This is a genomic window from Streptomyces sp. NPDC002133, assembly GCF_040296405.1.
In the GTDB taxonomy this organism is placed as follows: Bacteria; Actinomycetota; Actinomycetes; order Streptomycetales; family Streptomycetaceae; genus Streptomyces.
Genome location: NZ_JBEOXF010000006.1, coordinates 35,343 through 52,831, shown reverse-complemented (window position 1 = coordinate 52,831; position 17,489 = coordinate 35,343). Strand labels below are relative to the sequence as shown.

Annotated in this window: 13 protein-coding genes and 1 pseudogene; 6 read left to right on the top strand and 8 right to left on the bottom strand. The window is 69.1% G+C overall.

Translation table 11 applies throughout. The annotated features are described in order from the left end of the window. The first annotated feature begins 287 nt into the window (after positions 1 to 287). The 5 genes from xylB (at position 288) to ABT078_RS09695 (ending at position 9,381) form a co-directional block, all read left to right on the top strand. Positions 288 to 1,733, top strand: a complete 1,446-nt coding sequence (gene xylB, locus ABT078_RS09715; protein WP_351225700.1) for a xylulokinase — start codon at positions 288 to 290, stop codon at positions 1,731 to 1,733. A 23-nt stretch (positions 1,734 to 1,756) separates the two neighbouring features. Further along, positions 1,757 to 2,911 carry an ROK family protein gene (locus ABT078_RS09710; RefSeq protein WP_351225998.1) on the top strand — a complete coding sequence of 385 codons (1,155 nt, stop codon included), beginning with the start codon at positions 1,757 to 1,759 and terminating at the stop codon, positions 2,909 to 2,911. 162 nt (positions 2,912 to 3,073) lie between these two features. Continuing rightward, entirely contained in the window at positions 3,074 to 4,354 is a 1,281-nt protein-coding gene (locus ABT078_RS09705; protein ID WP_351225698.1) for a GAF domain-containing protein, read from the top strand. A gap of 53 nt (positions 4,355 to 4,407) precedes the next feature. Beyond that, on the top strand, positions 4,408 to 5,931 hold the full coding sequence (exaC, locus tag ABT078_RS09700) for an acetaldehyde dehydrogenase ExaC (protein ID WP_351225696.1): 1,524 nt from the start codon (positions 4,408 to 4,410) through the stop codon (positions 5,929 to 5,931). Positions 5,932 to 6,999: 1,068 nt separating this feature from the next. Further along, entirely contained in the window at positions 7,000 to 9,381 is a 2,382-nt protein-coding gene (locus ABT078_RS09695; RefSeq protein ID WP_351225694.1) for a SpoIIE family protein phosphatase, read from the top strand. 239 nt (positions 9,382 to 9,620) lie between these two features. Here the strand turns inward: ABT078_RS09695 and ABT078_RS09690 are convergent, their stop codons facing one another. From ABT078_RS09690 to ABT078_RS09660, 7 genes and pseudogenes are all read right to left on the bottom strand, one after another. Beyond that, positions 9,621 to 9,791: a hypothetical protein gene (locus ABT078_RS09690; RefSeq protein ID WP_351225692.1), complete on the bottom strand. Its 171-nt coding sequence runs from the start codon at positions 9,789 to 9,791 to the stop codon at positions 9,621 to 9,623. Positions 9,792 to 9,955: 164 nt separating this feature from the next. After that, positions 9,956 to 10,828 carry a maleylpyruvate isomerase N-terminal domain-containing protein gene (locus tag ABT078_RS09685; protein ID WP_351225690.1) on the bottom strand — a complete coding sequence of 291 codons (873 nt, stop codon included), beginning with the start codon at positions 10,826 to 10,828 and terminating at the stop codon, positions 9,956 to 9,958. Positions 10,829 to 10,939: 111 nt separating this feature from the next. After that, positions 10,940 to 11,437, bottom strand: coding sequence for an aldehyde dehydrogenase family protein (locus tag ABT078_RS09680; protein WP_351225688.1), 498 nt, complete (start codon positions 11,435 to 11,437; stop codon positions 10,940 to 10,942). Positions 11,438 to 11,457: 20 nt separating this feature from the next. Further along, positions 11,458 to 12,360 (bottom strand): annotated as a pseudogene (locus ABT078_RS09675) (aldehyde dehydrogenase family protein); the annotation flags it as partial. A 3-nt stretch (positions 12,361 to 12,363) separates the two neighbouring features. Further along, complete coding sequence (locus ABT078_RS09670; protein WP_351225686.1) at positions 12,364 to 13,392, bottom strand: alcohol dehydrogenase; 1,029 nt, start codon at positions 13,390 to 13,392, stop codon at positions 12,364 to 12,366. 2 nt (positions 13,393 to 13,394) lie between these two features. Further along, positions 13,395 to 13,799, bottom strand: coding sequence for a nuclear transport factor 2 family protein (locus ABT078_RS09665; protein ID WP_351225684.1), 405 nt, complete (start codon positions 13,797 to 13,799; stop codon positions 13,395 to 13,397). A 360-nt stretch (positions 13,800 to 14,159) separates the two neighbouring features. Next, complete coding sequence (locus ABT078_RS09660; RefSeq protein WP_502981196.1) at positions 14,160 to 15,110, bottom strand: GlxA family transcriptional regulator; 951 nt, start codon at positions 15,108 to 15,110, stop codon at positions 14,160 to 14,162. A gap of 409 nt (positions 15,111 to 15,519) precedes the next feature. Between ABT078_RS09660 and ABT078_RS09655 the strand changes: the two genes are divergently transcribed. Further along, positions 15,520 to 16,344: an alpha/beta fold hydrolase gene (locus ABT078_RS09655; protein ID WP_351225680.1), complete on the top strand. Its 825-nt coding sequence runs from the start codon at positions 15,520 to 15,522 to the stop codon at positions 16,342 to 16,344. Between the two features lie 128 nt (positions 16,345 to 16,472). Here ABT078_RS09655 and ABT078_RS42620 read toward each other — a convergent pair whose 3' ends face one another. Beyond that, positions 16,473 to 17,087, bottom strand: coding sequence for a hypothetical protein (locus ABT078_RS42620; RefSeq protein ID WP_502981184.1), 615 nt, complete (start codon positions 17,085 to 17,087; stop codon positions 16,473 to 16,475). Positions 17,088 to 17,489 lie beyond the last annotated feature (402 nt).

The window sequence follows — 17,489 nt, the reverse complement described above, 5'->3', positions numbered from 1 at the left end:
CTGGGAACCGCGCGATCCGGTGACGACCATCGTCGAAACCGCGGAGAGCTTGATCCGCACGGGCTTGTGAACGGCTCGGACGCGTCACGGGCCGAGCGTTCCGCCGACGGGTCCGCGGCCCCTGCTGTCTGAGGCGCCGAGTCGTAGGACGACGCGACGGCCGGTGCTACGCCTCGCTCCCGTCGACCACCTTCGTCGCACCCATTTCGTCATGGCCCTTGACAAATTAGTATCCGGGCCAGCACGGGGAAGGCGCACTGCAACGAAGGCGCAGAACGGAGAGTCCCATGGCCGTACCCGAAGGGCCACTCGTCGTCGGAGTGGACAGCTCCACCCAGTCGACAAAGGCGCTGGTCGTCGACGTCACCACGGGCCGGGTCGTGGCGAGCGGCCAGGCTCCGCACACCGTCACGGGCCGGAACGGCGCCCGCGAGAGCGATCCTGAGGACTGGTGGACGGCCCTCGGGGACGCGCTCGGTCAGTGCGGAGCATCGGCCCGTCGGGCCGCCGCCGTGTCCGTCGCCGGGCAGCAGCACGGCCTCGTCACGCTGGACGCGCAGGGCCGGCCGGTGCGTCCGGCGATGCTGTGGAACGACGTGCGGTCGGCGGCGCAGGGCGAGCGGCTGGTCGAGCACCTCGGCGGCGCGAAGGCATGGGCCGAGCGCACCGGCAGCGTCCCCGGCCCCGCGTTCACCGTCACCAAGTGGGCGTGGTTGCGCGAGCGCGAGCCGGAGGCCGCCGCGGCCACCCGCGCGGTACGTCTCCCGCACGACTACCTCACGGAACGACTGACCGGACGAGCCGTCACGGATCGGAGCGACGCCTCGGGCACGGGCTGGTGGACGCCCGCGACAGGGGCGTACGACGTCGAGATCCTCGGCCTCGCGGGCCTCTCCCCCGCGCTGCTGCCGGAGGTCGTGGATCCGTTCGAAGCGGCCGGGACGGTCCGCGACCTGCCCGGTCTGCCGCTTCCGGCGGGCGCCTTGGTGGCACCGGGGACCGGGGACAACGCGGCCGCAGCGCTCGGACTCGGGCTCACTGCCGGACAGCCGGTGCTGAGTCTGGGCACCTCCGGCACGGTGTACACGACGTCCCCGCATCCGTCGGCCGATCCGGCCGGCACGGTGGCCGGCTTCGCCGACGCCCGCGGGCAATGGCTGCCGCTCGCCTGCACGCTGAACTGCACACAGGCCGTCGACCGGATCGCCGTGCTGCTCGGCCGTGACCGGGATGCCGTGGAAACCGGCGGCCGTGAGGTGCTGCTGCCGTTCCTCGACGGCGAGCGTACCCCCCAACTCCCCCACTCTTCGGGACTGTTGTACGGACTGCGCCACGACACGACGCCAGGAAGGCTGCTCCAGGCCGCGTACGACGGAGCCGTGTACGCGCTGCTCGAGGCGCTGGAGAAGGTGCTGGCGGGAACGCCGGAGCGGGACGCGCCCCTGCTGCTCATCGGCGGCGGGGCGCGGGGCGCGGCCTGGCGTGAGACGGTCCGCCGGCTGTCCGGGCGCGCCGTCAGCGTGCCTGTCGCCCGCGAACTGGTGGCGCTCGGCGCCGCCGCGCAGGCCGCCGGCGTGCTCACCGGAGAGGACCCGGCAGCGGTCGCCCGGCGCTGGGGCACGGCGGACGGCCCGTCGTACGATCCCGTGCCCGTGGACCGTGCCGCGCTCGACCGGATCGGCTCCGTCCTCGCCGACGGCGGCGCACTGCTGCGTTCGGAGCACCGGCCGTGACGCTGCCCAACACGCAACAGGGCATGCGCCGCCGGAACCTCTCGCTCGTGCTGCACGCCGTGGCCGCCGAAGGTCCGCTGTCGCGCGCGGCCGTCGCGGGCAGGATCGGGCTGACCCGGGCCGCGGTCTCCTCGCTCGTCGACGAACTGACGCGCGCAGGGTTTCTGGTGGAGCTCGGCCGCGAGCAGTCCGGCTCCGTCGGCCGGCCCGGCAGCGCGATCGGCATCGGCGACCGCGGCCCGGTCGGCATCGGCGCCGAGGTCGGCGTCGACCACCTGTCCGTCGCCGCGGTGGATCTGCGGGGAAAGGTACGGGCGCGGGCGTCGGCCTGGGCCGACAACCGGGGCCGCCCGCCCGAGCCGGTGCTCAAGGAACTGGCCGCGCTCGTCCGCGAGGTCACCGATGCCGTGCGCATCGAGGGATTGCGGCCCGCCGGCGTCTCCGTGGCGGTGCCGGGTCTGGTGGCACGCGACACCCACACCGTCGTCCGCGCCCCCAACCTGGGCTGGTGGGACGTCGACCTGGGCGCCTGCCTGCCCTACGGGCCCCGGCTGACCGTCGACAACGAGGCCAATCTCGGCGCGCTGGCGGAGCTGTGGATCGGCGGGGCTCCGGCGCCGCGGGACTTCGTCCACGTCTCGGCGGAGATCGGCATCGGCGCGGCCGTGGTCGTCGACGGCAGGCTGCTGCGCGGCGCGCACGGGTACGCGGGCGAACTGGGCCATGTGCCGGTACGTCCCGAGGGCCCCGTGTGCGCCTGCGGTGGCCGCGGCTGCCTGGAGCAGTACGCCGGTGAGGAGGCCGTGCTGCGGGCCGCCGGGCTCAGCACCACGGGCCGGCCGATCGAACTGCTCGCCGAACGGGCTGCGGCCGGTGACCGCGATGTCCGCCGGGCACTGCGCGGCGCGGGATCCGCACTCGGCATCGCGCTGGCCGGTGCGGTGAATCTGCTGGACCCCCGTGCGGTGGTCCTGGGCGGCGCGCTGTCTCGGCTGTCGCCGTGGCTGCTGCCGTCCTTGGAGCGGGAGTTGACGCGCCGTACCGCCGATCCGACACGGCCGGTGCTGACGGTGTCGCGGCTCGGCTCCGACGGGCCGCTACTGGGGGCGGCGCATTCGGTGGTGCGTGCGGTGCTGGACGATCCGGGGTCGTATGCGGTGAGTTCGTCGGTGGACTAGCAACGTGGCCGGGGAGGCGCCCGGGGCAGGCGGGACAGGAGCGGATCCCGACGCGCCCGGGGCCGTCCGGCCGCCTCGGATGACGCGTCCGTGACGCTTGTCGGGTACCCGCTACGGGACGACGATGGGCCCGCGAGGAAAGGCACCGTCCGGGAGGCCGAGTTGACCGACGCATGGGTGGCGCTGGAGGCCGGGAACGATCCGGTGGAGCGCGGCAGCGAGCTGCGCCTGGCGTACGAACGGTTCGCCACGGCGGGCCGTGTGGAGCGGACCGTACGGCCGGTCGTGGCCGAATCCTGGCGACGCTGCGCCCGCGCGCACGTCACCACGGAAGGCGCAGCGAGCGTGGAGCTCGGCGACGACGAGCTCGGGGTGTACCGCGAGGGCCATCCGCTGTCGCGCGTGATGCCGGTCATCAGGGAGCTCATGGGCGTGTACGCGGTCGACGGCGAGCATCTCGTCGCGGTGTGCGACGCGCAGGCGCGGCTGCTCTGGGTCGAGGGTCATCCGGAGGCCCGGCGGAGGGCGCGTCGGATGAACTTCGTGGAGGGCGCGCGCTGGGCCGAGTCGGTGGCGGGGACGAACGCGCCGGGGACGGCGATCGCGGTGGACCGTCCGGTGCAGGTGTTCGCGGCCGAGCACTTCCGGCGGCCGGTCCACGAGTGGACGTGTGCGGCGGCTCCGGTCCACGATCCGCACACCGGGCGGCTGTTGGGCGCCGTGGACATCACCGGCGGGGACCGGCTTGCCCACCCGCACAGCCTGGCGTTCGTGGGGGCGGTGGCGCGGGCCGCCGAGTCGCAGCTGGCGCTGCTCGCGCCGCACCCCGCGGAGGGTGCGGTCCAGTTGACGGCCCTCGGCAGGGACGAGGCACTGCTGGTCGCGGAGGGCCGCAAGCTCCGCCTGAGCCGCCGTCACAGTGAGATCCTCGTCGTACTGGCCCGCCACCCGGAGGGGTTGAGCGGCGACGAGCTGCTGCTGGAGTTGTACGAGGACGAGCACGTCACCCCGGTCACGCTCAGGGCCGAACTGTCCAGGCTGCGCGGTCTGCTGGGGCCGCGGCTGCTGCAGTCCCGGCCGTACCGGCTGGCTATGCCGGTCGACGCGGACTTCGACGTGGTGGCCCGCCGGCTCGCCTCGGGTGCGGTCACGGCGGCGCTGAGCGGGTACGCAGGGCCGCTGCTCCCGGGCTCGGACGCGCCCGGTGTCGTGGAGCTGCGGCGCCGCCTTGCCGACCAGCTGCGTGCAGCGCTCATCTCGCGCGGCGATCCGGGTCTGCTGTCGGACTGGGCCCACAGCCCGTGGGGCGAGGACGACCTCCCGGTGTGGCAGGCGCTCGCCTCCGTACTGCCGAAGGGGCGGCGGGCGGCCGCCGAGGCCCGGGCGCGGGCGCTGGACGGGGAGTACGCGGCCGCAACGTGGTTGCAACGTCCGGCTCCCTAGGTTCGGCGTCGGACGCCGTCCAACGGCGGACGGCGACGACCCCGGGAGGCCTCATGACTCGATACGCAGCGCCTGGCACGGACGGCGCGATCGTCACGTACGCATCCCGCTACGACCACTGGATCGGCGGCGAGTACGTCCCGCCGGCGCGTGGCCAGTACTTCGAGAACCCGAGCCCGGTCAACGGCCGGCCGTTCACCGAGATCGCCCGCGGCACCGCCGAGGACGTCGAGCGGGCCCTGGACGCCGCGCATGCCGCGGCGCCGGCCTGGGGCCGTACCGCCCCCGAGGCCCGGGCGAACATCCTGCTGAAGATCGCCGACCGGATGGAGGCGCATCTGGAGGAGCTCGCGGTCGCGGAGAGCTGGGAGAACGGCAAGCCGGTGCGGGAGACCCTGGCCGCCGACATCCCGCTGGCCATCGACCACTTCCGCTACTTCGCGGGCGTGCTGCGCGCCCAGGAGGGTTCGCTCAGCGAGCTCGACGACAACACGGTCGCGTACCACTTCCACGAGCCGCTCGGTGTCGTGGCGCAGATCATCCCCTGGAACTTCCCGATCCTGATGGCGGTCTGGAAGCTGGCGCCGGCACTGGCGGCGGGCAACGCGGTCGTGCTCAAGCCCGCCGAGCAGACGCCGGCATCCGTCCACTTCTGGATGAGCCTGGTCGCCGACCTGCTGCCGCCGGGCGTCGTGAACATCGTCAACGGCTTCGGCGTCGAGGCGGGCAAGCCGCTCGCGTCCAGCCCGCGCGTGGCGAAGGTCGCCTTCACGGGCGAGACCACGACGGGTCGGCTGATCATGCAGTACGCCTCCGAGAACATCAAGCCGGTGACGCTGGAGCTGGGCGGCAAGTCGCCGAACATCTTCTTCGACGACATCTGGTCCGCCGACGACGAGCTGCGCGACAAGGCCCTGGAGGGCTTCACCATGTTCGCCCTGAACCAGGGCGAGGTGTGCACGTGTCCGTCGCGTGCCCTGATCCAGCGCGGGCACTACAGCGAGTTCCTGGACGCGGGCATCGCCCGCACCGAGGCGATCGTGCCCGGGCACCCGCTGGACACGGACACGATGATCGGCGCGCAGGCCTCCAACGACCAGCTCCAGAAGATCCTTTCCTACCTGGACATCGGACAGCAGGAGGGCGCCAAGATCCTGACCGGTGGCCAGCGGATCGAGTACGACGGCGAACTGGCGGGCGGCTACTACGTGCAGCCCACGATCTTCGAGGGCGACAACCGGATGCGGATCTTCCAGGAGGAGATCTTCGGGCCGGTCGTCGCGGTGACGTCGTTCTCGGACTTCGACGACGCGATCAAGACGGCCAACGACACGCTGTACGGCCTGGGCGCGGGCGTGTGGACCCGGGACGTCAACCAGGCGTACCGCGCCGGCCGGGCCATCCAGGCGGGCCGGGTCTGGACGAACTGCTACCACGCCTACCCGGCGCACGCGGCCTTCGGCGGCTACAAGCAGTCGGGTATCGGCCGCGAGACCCACAAGATGATGCTGGACCACTACCAGCAGACGAAGAACCTGCTGGTGTCGTACTCGCCGAAGAAGCTGGGCTTCTTCTAGACACAGAAGAAGGGCGCCTGACCAGGCAAGATGCCCGTCAGGCGCCCCGCAGCGCACGGCTGAGCGGTAAGTCGAGATGCGCCCTTACTCACGATATCTCCCACTGGTATCCCAGCTCTGACCAGCAGCAGTTGGATGGACGCGGATCGAAGCGACGTACACGGCGCTGCCTACCGGGGACAACTGTCATTGCCGGCTCAGCCGGGTCGGCCGCACCACCGGTGCCACCGCGGTCGGCCTTGGGATGAACGGCACGCAGCACCGCCCGTCGAGGAGAAGGCCCCGCCCGGCAGAAACCACACGCCGATTCGGGAATCGGCGCTTCAGTTCCTGTGGAACACCCGTCGCCGCATCGGGGTCCCGAACCAGAAAGGCGAGGCCAGGTTCGAACGCACTGGAGTGTTCCGCACCCGGAGATCCCGATGAACTGGGATTGGAGGTCGTCCCCGTCGACGCGGGAATGTTCAGGCCAACGCGGACCAAGATCCGGACCATGCCCGGGCCAGCCACCCGTCACCTGCCCCAGCAGTCCCTGTTTCAGCAGGTCAGTAGCGTGCTAAGCCCGTATCACCAGCAGACGAAGAACATTCTTTGTTCTTACAGCCCTCAGAAACTTGGCTTCTTCCAGAGCCTGAGGTCGGGTTGCCTGGAGGCATCGGTGCGCTCCAGGCAACCCGACAAGGTAGGTACCCACTGTAATCAATTGGGTTCTTCGAGTTACTGTCTGACATCCAAGGGAGTTCCCGCCGGACCAGTCTCGGACCAATAGCGCCGAAGGACATCACCCCACGAGCCGCCCGCTCACGAGCGCAGTGACCCGCCGATATCCGTAAGCAGCGCCCGAACCGCCGACAGCACTGGTAGAGCTCTTCGACCTCATGGCCGCCCTGAACGCTATGTGACCATACGCAGGCCATAAGGCCCCATGGGCCGACTGCGCGGCAGCGCCCCTCGCTCGTGCGATCGCTTGACGCGAACCGGCGCCACGACCGAGAGATCCTTGAATCAGCAGGGGACTCGAAGGCGAGATGATCGACTATGGACCCACCGGAGCGCTGCCCTGGTGACGTGCTTCCTGCTGCGGGGGCTCTGGCAGTGGCGGCTCCGGACGGTGTGCTGACCTGCTGGAGCGCAGGTGCGGAGCAGTTGCTCGGGTACTCCGCCGCCGAGGCGGTCGGCCTGCCCTCGGCAGAGCTACTCGCATCGCCCCTCCCCACGGCTGCTCGTGAGCGATTCGGCCGGCAGGAGGGTTGGACCGGGCAGGTGGCACTCCGCCACCGGGACCGCAGTGCGGTGGAATGCCGGTTGCGCGCGTGCCCGCTGCCCACGGGTGACGGGCGAGCCGGTTGGCTGCTGGAGGGCGTCCCGGTGGGGGAGGAGATGGAGCGCGATAGGGACCCGCTGATCCGCTGGTCGTTCGACCAGTCCCCGTTCTCCCTGGCGATCTACGATTCCGAGGGTCGATTCCTGCGGGTCAACGAGCCGATGACCAGGCAGCTCGCCGCCTCCGAGCGGGAGCTTCGGGGGCTCCGGATCACCGAGCACATGCCCGATCCGGCCTTCCAGGCTCCCGAGCAATCCGTCGATCATGTGCTGGAGACCGGTGAGCCCGAGCACATCGAGAACTACGTCAAGGTCCCGGGGGAGCCCCACGCGCATGCCTGGATCGTCCACTTCACCCCGCTCAAGGACTCCCATGGACTGGTGCACGGCGTGCAGCTGGCCGCCCTGGACTTCTCCGAGCAGTACGTGGCCCGCGAGCGTTTGGCGCTGCTGGACGAGGCCAGCAGGAGAATCGGAAGCAGCCTGGACGTGGCCCGCACCGCCCAGGAGCTGGCCGACGTAGCCGTGCCTGCCCTGGCGGACTTCGTCTCCGTCGATCTTCTCGACACCGTGCTGCGCGGTGACGAGCCCCCGCTGATCCCCGTCGACGGGCCTCTGCTGCTGCGGCGCGCAGCCATCCGCTCCCGTGTGAAGCATGCCGTCGCAGTCGGCGAGCTGGCCCGCTACCCGGAGTTCTCACCGCCCACCCGCTGCCTGGCCACCGGTCACGGTACCGTGCACCAGATCGGGGAGCCCGAGATCACCCGCTGGCTGGCCCGCGACCCCGACCGGGCTGCCTGGGTGGTTCGGCATCGCGCGCAGTCGCTGATCACGGTGCCGCTCCGCGCCCGCGGCACCAACCTCGGCGTCGCCCTCTTCTCCCGCCTGGCCCCCTCCACCGCAGCGTACGGACCCGACGACCTGCAGATCGCCGAGGAGCTGGCGGCGCGCGCCGCGGTCTGCATCGACAACGCCCGCCGTTACACGCGCGAGCACAGGATGGCGCTGGCTCTCCAGCACAGCCTTCTGCCTCAGGGGACTGCCGAGCAGGCAGCCGTGGACGTCGCCGGCCGCTACCTCTCCGCGGACTCGCACATCGGCGTCGGCGGCGACTGGTTCGACGTCATCCCGCTTTCCGGCGCCCGCGTCGCCCTCGTCGTCGGCGATGTGGCCGGCCATGGCATCGCCGCCTCGGCCGCCATGGGGCGCCTTCGAACGGCCGTGCGCACCCTCGCCGACGTCGATCTGGCCCCGGACGAGCTCCTCGCCCACCTCGACGACCTCGTCGTCCGGCTCAGCTCGGGGCCCGACTCCGGTGCACAGGCGCCGTCTGGAGAACTCGGATCAACTTGCCTGTACGCGGTCTACGACCCCATTTCCCGCACGTGCTCGCTCGCCAGTGCAGGTCACCTCTGGCCCGCACTGGTGCGCCCTGACGGCGGAGTGGACTTCCTCGAACTGCCCACCGGCCCGCCGCTCGGCGTGGGCGGGATGCCGTTCGAGTGCGTCGACCACGAAGTTCCCGAAGGCAGTCTCCTCGCTCTGTACACCGACGGGCTGGTCGAATCACGCCATCGCGATGTCGACGCCGGCCTGCATGCCCTGCGCGGCGCCCTCGCCGACGCCGCTGCTTCGCCCTTGGAGACCACCTGCGACAAGGTCCTCAAGGCGCTGCTCGACGAGCGGCCCACCGACGACGCCGCTCTGCTCATCGCCCGTACACGTGCTCTGGACAGCGGGCACATCGCCGTCTGGGACCTCCCCAGCGATCCGGCTGTCGTCGCAGGCGCCCGCTCTCAGGCGACCGCCCAACTCCACGCCTGGGAGCTGGACGAACTGGCCTACGTCACCGAACTCGTGGTCAGCGAGCTGGTGACCAACGCCATCCGCTACGGCGGTGCGCCCATTCAGCTGCGGCTGATCAAGGAAAGGACGCTGATCTGCGAGGTCTCCGACGCCAGCAGCACCTCACCTCACCTGCGCCGCGCCCGCATCTTCGACGAGGGCGGACGCGGCCTCATGCTGGTCGCCCAGCTAACCGAACGCTGGGGGACGCGGTACACCGGCAACGGCAAGACCATCTGGACCGAGCAGCCCCTTTCCCGGCGGGAATGGCGGTGGGGTTAGCGCCTGGTTGGACGAGGCCGCGCAATTCGCGGCCGAACGGTCGCCGTTGTCGAGCCAGATGCCATAGAGCCAGGACGGTCCGGGTGCCCGGATCACCGGAGCCGCCTTCTGGCGGATCGACGTACCGCCCCTGATCGCAGCCGACTCAGCCGGGCCGGCCCCTGGAACGTGACTCTCGGAACGTCCCTCGTCAGGGTCGATGTCGACGCCGGCTGAAAGGCACGGCGCCGGCACGGGGGTCAGCTGCGGCCGACCCCGAGCGCGGCCAACAGAACCAGGACCAGGGTCGCGGCGCCGTGCCATGCGGGCACAACGGGGACGGAACGGTGCCGTTCGGCAGGAACTCCCTCGTCCGCCGCGGCACCGGGGGTGGCGGTGCGGTAGATGGGGACCCAGGCCCACCTGGACATCCCTCCCTGGACCGTCAAGATCCATTGTCAGGGTGTCCACTCCAAAGGATCAGCCTCACCAGACGCCTCGTCCGGCGCCGTCGGCATCCTGTTCGCCTGTCAGGATGCCCGACCAGGGAGGATCGCCTGTTCCTGCCGGCGGGCGATACGCCCGGCTCCGTCGGTCAGATCAGATTCAGCTCGTCCAGGAAGCTCGCCGCGATGGAGACGTCGCCGGTCACCCGAGTCACTTCACGCCACGGAATCCGGGTGGTCGACCAGGCAAGGAAGTCGAAGGTTGACGATGTCACCACAGCTGCGGGAGATGGAGCGGTGCTGCTGTCGTCAACGACGATGGCATCCCCGACGCGGTGGACGACGACGCTCGTCGATGCCGGTCCTGTCAGATCGAGGCCGACGGGTGCGTGAAGCGAGCGATACAGGGTGGACTGCATCTTTGGGATTCCGCCCATGAGCCAGTCGACAGCGGGCGCCATTCGATCTTTGCCCATGAGTGGCCACGGGACGTTCAGCGGTCCGCGGGGAGCGAGGAGATCGAAGTGGAGGTGCGTGGCGAAGTCGAAGGTGAACATGTTCGGGATCGCGTGCAGTTCATACGTCCCGAGGTCGAGCAACTCTGCCGTGGAGGACGCCAGGGGCTCCTCCTGGAGGGCCTCGAACACGGGAAACGCGGTTTCGGACTGGGCTCGCAGGAAGTCAATGATCGCGGCAGGCTTCTGCTCGCGAGTCGAGCCGACCAGGACGTTGTTCAACGGCTCGATTCCGAGGGGAGGATCCGGGTACTCCAGAGTCCCCTGGACGGCTGCCGTCAGCAGCGAGACAAGCTGACCGGTGTGCGAAAAGACGTCCTTGACCGTCCAGCCCTCGGCGCCGCTGGGGCGGCTCCAGTCGTCGTCGCCGAGCGCCTCAGCCAAGGTGAGCACATCCTCCGTCAGCAGACGGAAGCCTTTCATCCCAGCAACCGTCATTGTTTTCTCCATTCGTTTGTGGCCTGCCCGGGTCGGACAGCTGGCTCGAAAGTGTTCAGGTGTCTTCATGTTTGGGCTTCGAAGGTGTCAAGCCACCCCTTGGTCGCTGCGTTGCGGGAGCACTGGACCGGTGCTCGGTCCAGTGCTCCCGCGGTCATTACCCGCGCAGCCTCGCCGAGTTCAGTAGTCGAACCACTGATTCAGTGCTTCGATCTTGTCGTCGGTGTATGGGGGGAAGAGGTGGTCGATCGCAACGTCCGGCGGCGAGATCAGGATCGACTTCGCATTGGTGAACGTGTCGAATCCCGCTTTGCCGTAGTACTCGCCCATTCCGGCCGCGCCGACGCCGCCGAACGGCATCGACTCGATGTAGAGGTGAATGTTCACCTGGTTCACCGCGCCCCCTCCGTACGAGAGCTCACCGATGAACCGGTCGATCGTCCTCTGATCGCGGCTGAACACGAAGCCGGCGAGTGGCGGCGGTGTTGCTGCGATGTGCGTGAACGCCTCGTCGAGGGACGTATAACGAAGCACGGGGAGGATGGGGCCGAAGACCTCGTCCTCCATGATCTTGTCGTCCCATGAGACGGGGTAGACGATCGTCGGGTCGAGGTAGCGTTCCTCCGGGTCGGACCGACCACCGATGACGACCTTGTCGGGATCGACGAGACTGGCCAACCGCGCGACGCCGCGCTGACCATACGAGAGTAGTCCGGGTTGTGCCTCGGGTCGTCGCCGTAGAGCTCGACCAGCGCCTTCTTGGCTTCGGCCACGAACTCATCGGCGACCGACTCGTGGACATACGCGTATCCCGGCGATGTGCACCATTGACCACCCCAGGCCATCGCACCCCACACGATCTTCTTCGCGGCGTCGGGGATGTTCGCCGTCTGGTCGACCAGCGCCGGGTTCTGACCGCCGAGTTCGAGCAGCACCGGCGTGAGATGCTCCGCTGCCGCGCGCGCAACCGCCTTCCCCACCTTCGGACTCCCGGTGAAAACGATAAAGTCGAACGGGAGCTCCAGCAGCGCCGTGTTCGATTCCCGGCCACCCAGCAGAGCAGTCACGTCACGAGGATCGAAGTACCTCGGAACAAGGTCGAGCAGAACCTCTGAGGTGGCGCTCAGACCCCTGCTGATCGACAGAACACACGTATTGCCCGCAGCCAACACCGCGAGCGCGGGACGGATCAGAAGCGTCAACGGACCGTTGGACGGCCCGATGACGAGCGTGACGCCGTAGGGATCGCGATGGACCTCCGCGCGGTGGCCGGTCGCGGCGAGCGCCCGCGGAACCGGGGCCTCGACCGGCTCCATCCAGTCCCTCAGCTGGCTCTTCTGAAACGCGACCTCGAACACGGCGGACAACGTCTCGAAGACGTACTCGGACTTGGCGGTCTTGAAGTCGCTGCGTATGGCCTGCTGGAGGCGCTCCTCGTTCTCACCGATCATGCGCGCCATACGGTCGAGCTGATCGATCCGCCACTCGTACGACCGTGTGATGCCTGACGCGAAGCGCGCCTTCTGAGCATCGAACACGTCCCGGAACTCGTTCGCCGGCACCTCGGCCGGCGTGGCCTTGGCCAGATCCTGCGTACTCATCGTTCACGCCCCCATCGTCAGGACGACACGGAACCGCGCCTTGCCGGAGAGCATCTTCTGGAAGCCCTCGTTCACACGGTCCAGTGGCATGGTCTCGGTCATCGGCCGGATGTTGTGCAGGGCGCTGAAGGCCATGGTGTCCTCCACATCCTGCGAGGTGCCGGCGGGATGGCCTCGGACGACATGGCCGCTCACGAGCAGCTGGGTCGGGTTGATGCCGAGTGCAGTCGAGTCCACTCCGATGGTCACGAGCTCCCCGCGGGGGGCCAGACCGTCCACGGTCGCGGTGATGGCCTCGGAGTTGCCCGCCGTGGCCAGTACGACCTTGGCGCCGCCGAGGGACTGCAACGCTTCGGCGACTGGAGTGCCGGAGGTGCTGTCGATGTAGTGATGGGCGCCGAGCTGCTTGGCGAAGTCGGCCTTCTCGGGGCCGCGGGCGATGGCAACGGTCTCGAAGCCCATCGCAGCCGCGTACTGCACTCCGAGGTGCCCCAGGCCGCCGAGGCCGAGCACCGCGACCAGATCGCCGGGACGGGCGGAGCTGCGCCGCAAGCCGTTGAAGACGGTCACGCCGGCGCAGGCCATCGGCCCCGCGTCGACCGCCGACAGCGCGTCGGGGATACGGGCCAGGGCGTCGGCCGGCGCAATCACCTTCTCGGCGAATCCTCCGTCATACGTCCACCCGGGGACCTTCAGGTTCCGGCAGACAATGAAGTCGCCCTGCCGGCAGGGCCTGCAATGGCCACAACTGCCCCCGAACCAGCCGACCGCGACCCGGTCACCGATCTGCCATCCACGGTCCTGAACGCCTTCGCCCAGCTCCTCGATGTATCCGGCGATCTCGTGCCCCGGTACATCGGGGAACGACACGCCTGGGAGCCCAGCGCTCACGAAAGCCGCGTCAGAGTGACAGACGCCGCACGCCTCCACGGCGATCCTGACCTGTCCGGAACCCGGCTGCGGCACCTCTCGCTCGGTGAGTTCGAACGTGCCGTTGGGTTCGTCCACCTGCGCGACCCGATAGGTGCTCATCCTCAGCGCTCCTCGGGGAAGTCGTCGCCGTACATCGGCAGGCCGCTCAGGGACTGTTCGCGAGATGCTTCCTCCTGGATCACGTCCCAGTGCTCCACCAGGATGCCGTCCTCGATACGGAGGATGTCGGCGGCGATCCACGGGGCGGGCTGTCCGTGGCCCGAGAAGCGTCCCCACACGATGACCGTGTCCCCTTCCGCCATAATCAGCTCGCATTCGTGCTTCAGCTCCGCCGGGAGGCTCTTGACCAGGTCGAAGAGTCCCTCCCGGCCGGGTGCGATATGGGCGCTGTGCTGGATGTAGTCGGGGGACCAGAACCGCTCGGCACCGGCGTAGTCCCGCTTATTGAAAAGAGCGTCGAAAGCTTCACGCACGATGGCCTTGTTCCCTTCTTCGACGTTACTCATGGAGTGATCACCTTTCTATTTGCGATGTACGGATATGGGCGCGCAAGCACCCTGGAACCGGCCGGTCAAGGCGCGCACCGCCGGCCGGACGTCAGCACGTACTAGTGGCTGAAGACCCTATTGGGGGCGTATACGCCGGGCATCGGCATAGCAGCTGTCCGCGCTCTGTGAGAAAGTCCCGTTGCTGTCGATCGTCGTCGGAGCCGCGAAAGGAATCGACAGCGTTCAGCGCCACGCCTCGTAAGTTTCGGGACATCCCGATCGTCACTCAACCCCGGTGCGCAGGTTCATGGCGATCACCATGGGAGCCCCGGGCCGCAGGGAAAGGCCGCAGGAGCATCGACACACGGGCAGCTTCACTCACTCCGTGGTTGTCTGCTGAAAGGTCCGCCGGTAGGCAGAGGGTGTGGTGCCGATCGCGTCGCGGAACCGGGCACGGAGGTTGGTGCTGGTTCCGAGGCCGCTTTGGGCGGCGACCTGCTCGATTCCGAGGTCGGTGACTTCCAGGAGTTCGCGGGCGTGGTTGACGCGGGCGGTGAGCAGCCACTGGTGCGGAGTGATGCCGGTTTCCTGGCGCCACATGCGGACCAGGGTGCGGGCGGAGACCCGGGCGTGCCGGGCAAGAACCTCCAGCGTGAGCGTTTCATCGAGGTGACTCAGGGCCCAGTCGCGGGTGTCGGCAAGCGTGTGGGAACTGGGCTCAGGCAGAGGCTGAGCGATGAACTGGGCCTGGCCGCCGTCGCGATGCGGTGCGGCGACCAGTTCGCGGGCGATGTCGTTGGCGACGGCACTGCCGAGGTCCTTGCGGACGATGTAGAGACAGAGGTCGATGCCGGCGGTCACACCCGCGGAGGTCAGCAGGGGGTCGTCGTCGATGTAGAGGACGCTGCGGTCTACGCGGACCTCGGGGTAGAGCTTTTCGAGTTCATCGGCGCTGGCCCAGTGCGTCGTGACTGTGCGGCCGTTCAGCAGACCCGCCGCGGCCAATGCGAAGGCGCCGGTGCAGATGGAGGCGATGCGGGCGCCTCGGCTGAAGGCAAGTTTCAGAGCCGCCGTGACCTCAGTTGCCGGTGGCCGCTGATATTCCCAGTAGCCCGGCACAATGATCGTGTCGGCCCTGGCCAGGGCAGGAAGTCCTGATGTGCCTCCGACCGTGAACCCGGTGCTGGTCGCGATGCTGCCACGAGCTTCGCTGCACAGCGTGAGTTCGTATGGGGTGTTGGGCCTTGCGTTGAAAATCTGGGTCGGAATGCCCAGATCGATGGGAAGCACACAGGGCAGCACCAGGACCGCGACGCGATGAGGAGCCATGTTTCCCATGCTAGAACCGCAACTTTCTGGACAGGCAAATCTACTGCAGGAATGCCTGGCGGCCCAAGCAGGTGAATGCGCCGACTGGGCGGGAACTCGGACGGCAGGGCGACGGTGTCCAGGAGCGGTTCAATGCCCCAGTCACCCGAGCAGCCGTGAAGGGCGCCGGCGTGTCACAGCCATCGACCATGGTCACCAAGAGCAGCGACGCGGCTCTGTCGATCAGCGAGTGACCGTCCGTGGGCGTGTCCCGAAAATTGCTAATGGTGGCATACAAGGTTGTGGTTGATCGAGAAGGGCGGGACGAAGATCGAGTCATGAGCATGAAGACCCAGCAGCCGAGGCTCACGTCGGCCGCGGCCGCAGCAAAGCGTCCTCGCACCGCACCAGGTAAGGAGACCCGACTGCCGTGACCTACACCCCGATCGGCCGGTACTTCAACGTGAGGAACGGGCGGATCTACGGCCACGTCCGCGAGGGCGACGGGCCGGCCCTGGTCTTCCTCCACTACTGGGGCGGCTCCCACCGCACCTGGCGACCGGTCATCGAGCGCCTCAGCCCCGCGCAGACGTTCGTCTCGTTCGATCACCGCGGCTGGGGTGAGTCCACCCACGTCCCTGGCCCCTACAGCATCGAGCAGCTCGCCGACGACGCCGAGCGCGTCATCGACGAACTCGGCCACAGCGAATACGTCGTGGTGGGCCACTCAATGGGTGGAAAGGTGGCCCAGGTGCTCGCCTCCCGCCGCCCGGCCGGACTGAAGGGCGTAGTACTTGTCGCACCCGCCCCGCCGGCTCCGATCGGTGTGACACACGAGTTCCAGGAGGCGCTGGCGCACGCCTACGACAACCACGAGACCATCGACCGAAGCATCGATCTCGTACTGACCAACGGCGAGCTGTCCGCCGGGGCACGCCGGCAGGTACACGAGGACAGCTCCCGGGCAGGCGAGGCGGCCCGCATGGCCTGGCCGCGACAGGCGCTGGTCGAGGACTTCACGGACAGGGTCGGTGCGATCGACGTACCCGTCCTGGTGCTGGCAGGCAGCGACGACAAGGTGGAGCCGCCGCAGATTCTGCGCGAACACCTGCTTCCTCTGATCACCACTGCCACCCTCACCGAGCTCGGCGGTACCGGTCACCTGTCACCACTGGAGGTCCCCGATCAGATCGCCTCCCACATCAGCGCGTTCGTCACCCGCCTATCGCCGCCCCGTCTCGTTTCGGGTTGCTGAGCTGTCTCGTCGCGTTGAAGCGGTGGTTCTGGTTGCTCGTGGCGGGGAGGGCATGGCTGAGGCCCGATGCGCGGGTCGGGTTCTCCGGTGCTCCTCGGATCGTGGGTGGGCAGGGACGGTGCCGTGGTTCAAGTGGCCGGCCGTGGCAGCGCCATGAGGCGGGCGAAGGTGCTGGTCAGCTCGTATCGCCAGGGCCAGGTTGCGGAGATTCGCAGGTGGAGTCGGCGGCCGCCGCGGGTGATGCGGGCCGCGGCGTGCAGCAGTCGGTAGCGGAGCTTCTTCGGTTCGGCGACGGCCAGTTCGCCGTCCTGCCCCAGCGCGGGGTGCCACACGTGCTCGGGCAGAGCCCGGATCGCGCGACGGACCGACTCGGTGACGCATCGCGCGACGGACCGGCTCGGTGACGCGATGTCCGACCGAGAAGAAGGTGCGGATCTCTCGGGGGCGCAGGGCGCGTATGTGGTGCAGGAACGCTTTGGCGCCTCCGGAGCCGTCGGTTCGGATGAGCAGATCAGTGCCGTGGCGGTGGCGTCGGGGATCTGGGCGAGGGCCGCGTCCAGGACGGTGACGTGTTCGGCGGCGGTGTCGGCTCCGGCGTTGCCCGCCCTGAGCACGCCGGACTGGGCTTGACCGGTGATGTCCAGGAAGCACAGGATCGGGTGGTAGCCGAAGCCGCGCTCGGAAGTGGCCGCCGCCTGCTCTTTGTCCGAGTGGCAGGTGACCAGGGTGGCGTCGATGTCCAAGGACCAGGCCGGACAGGTCGCGCCCACCGGCCCGCGAAGCCGGTATCCCTGCCCGGGTTTCGGCGGCTTGCAGCCAGGCGACCTCCCGCGCGGCCCGGGCCGTGCCCAGTGCCGCCAGTGCAGTGGGGTCGATACCGGCCAGTAGCCGCCAGGCGGTCGGGGTAGAGGCCACCGGGCCGAACACCTCACGCTGGTCGCGCAGCAGAGCCAGGTCGGTGATGCTCTCGCCGCCATCGGCGAGCATGACTGGCGGATCGGTCGCGATCCGTCCCGGGTCGTGCCCGGTTCCGCGGGCCGAAGCCGGCGCAGGGCATCGGTGAAGGCACCGGTCAGGCCGGTCGCCTCGCCGAGATCGCCAGCAGGCGGGATCCGGCGTGGTTGACCACCCCGCGACCGTCGGCC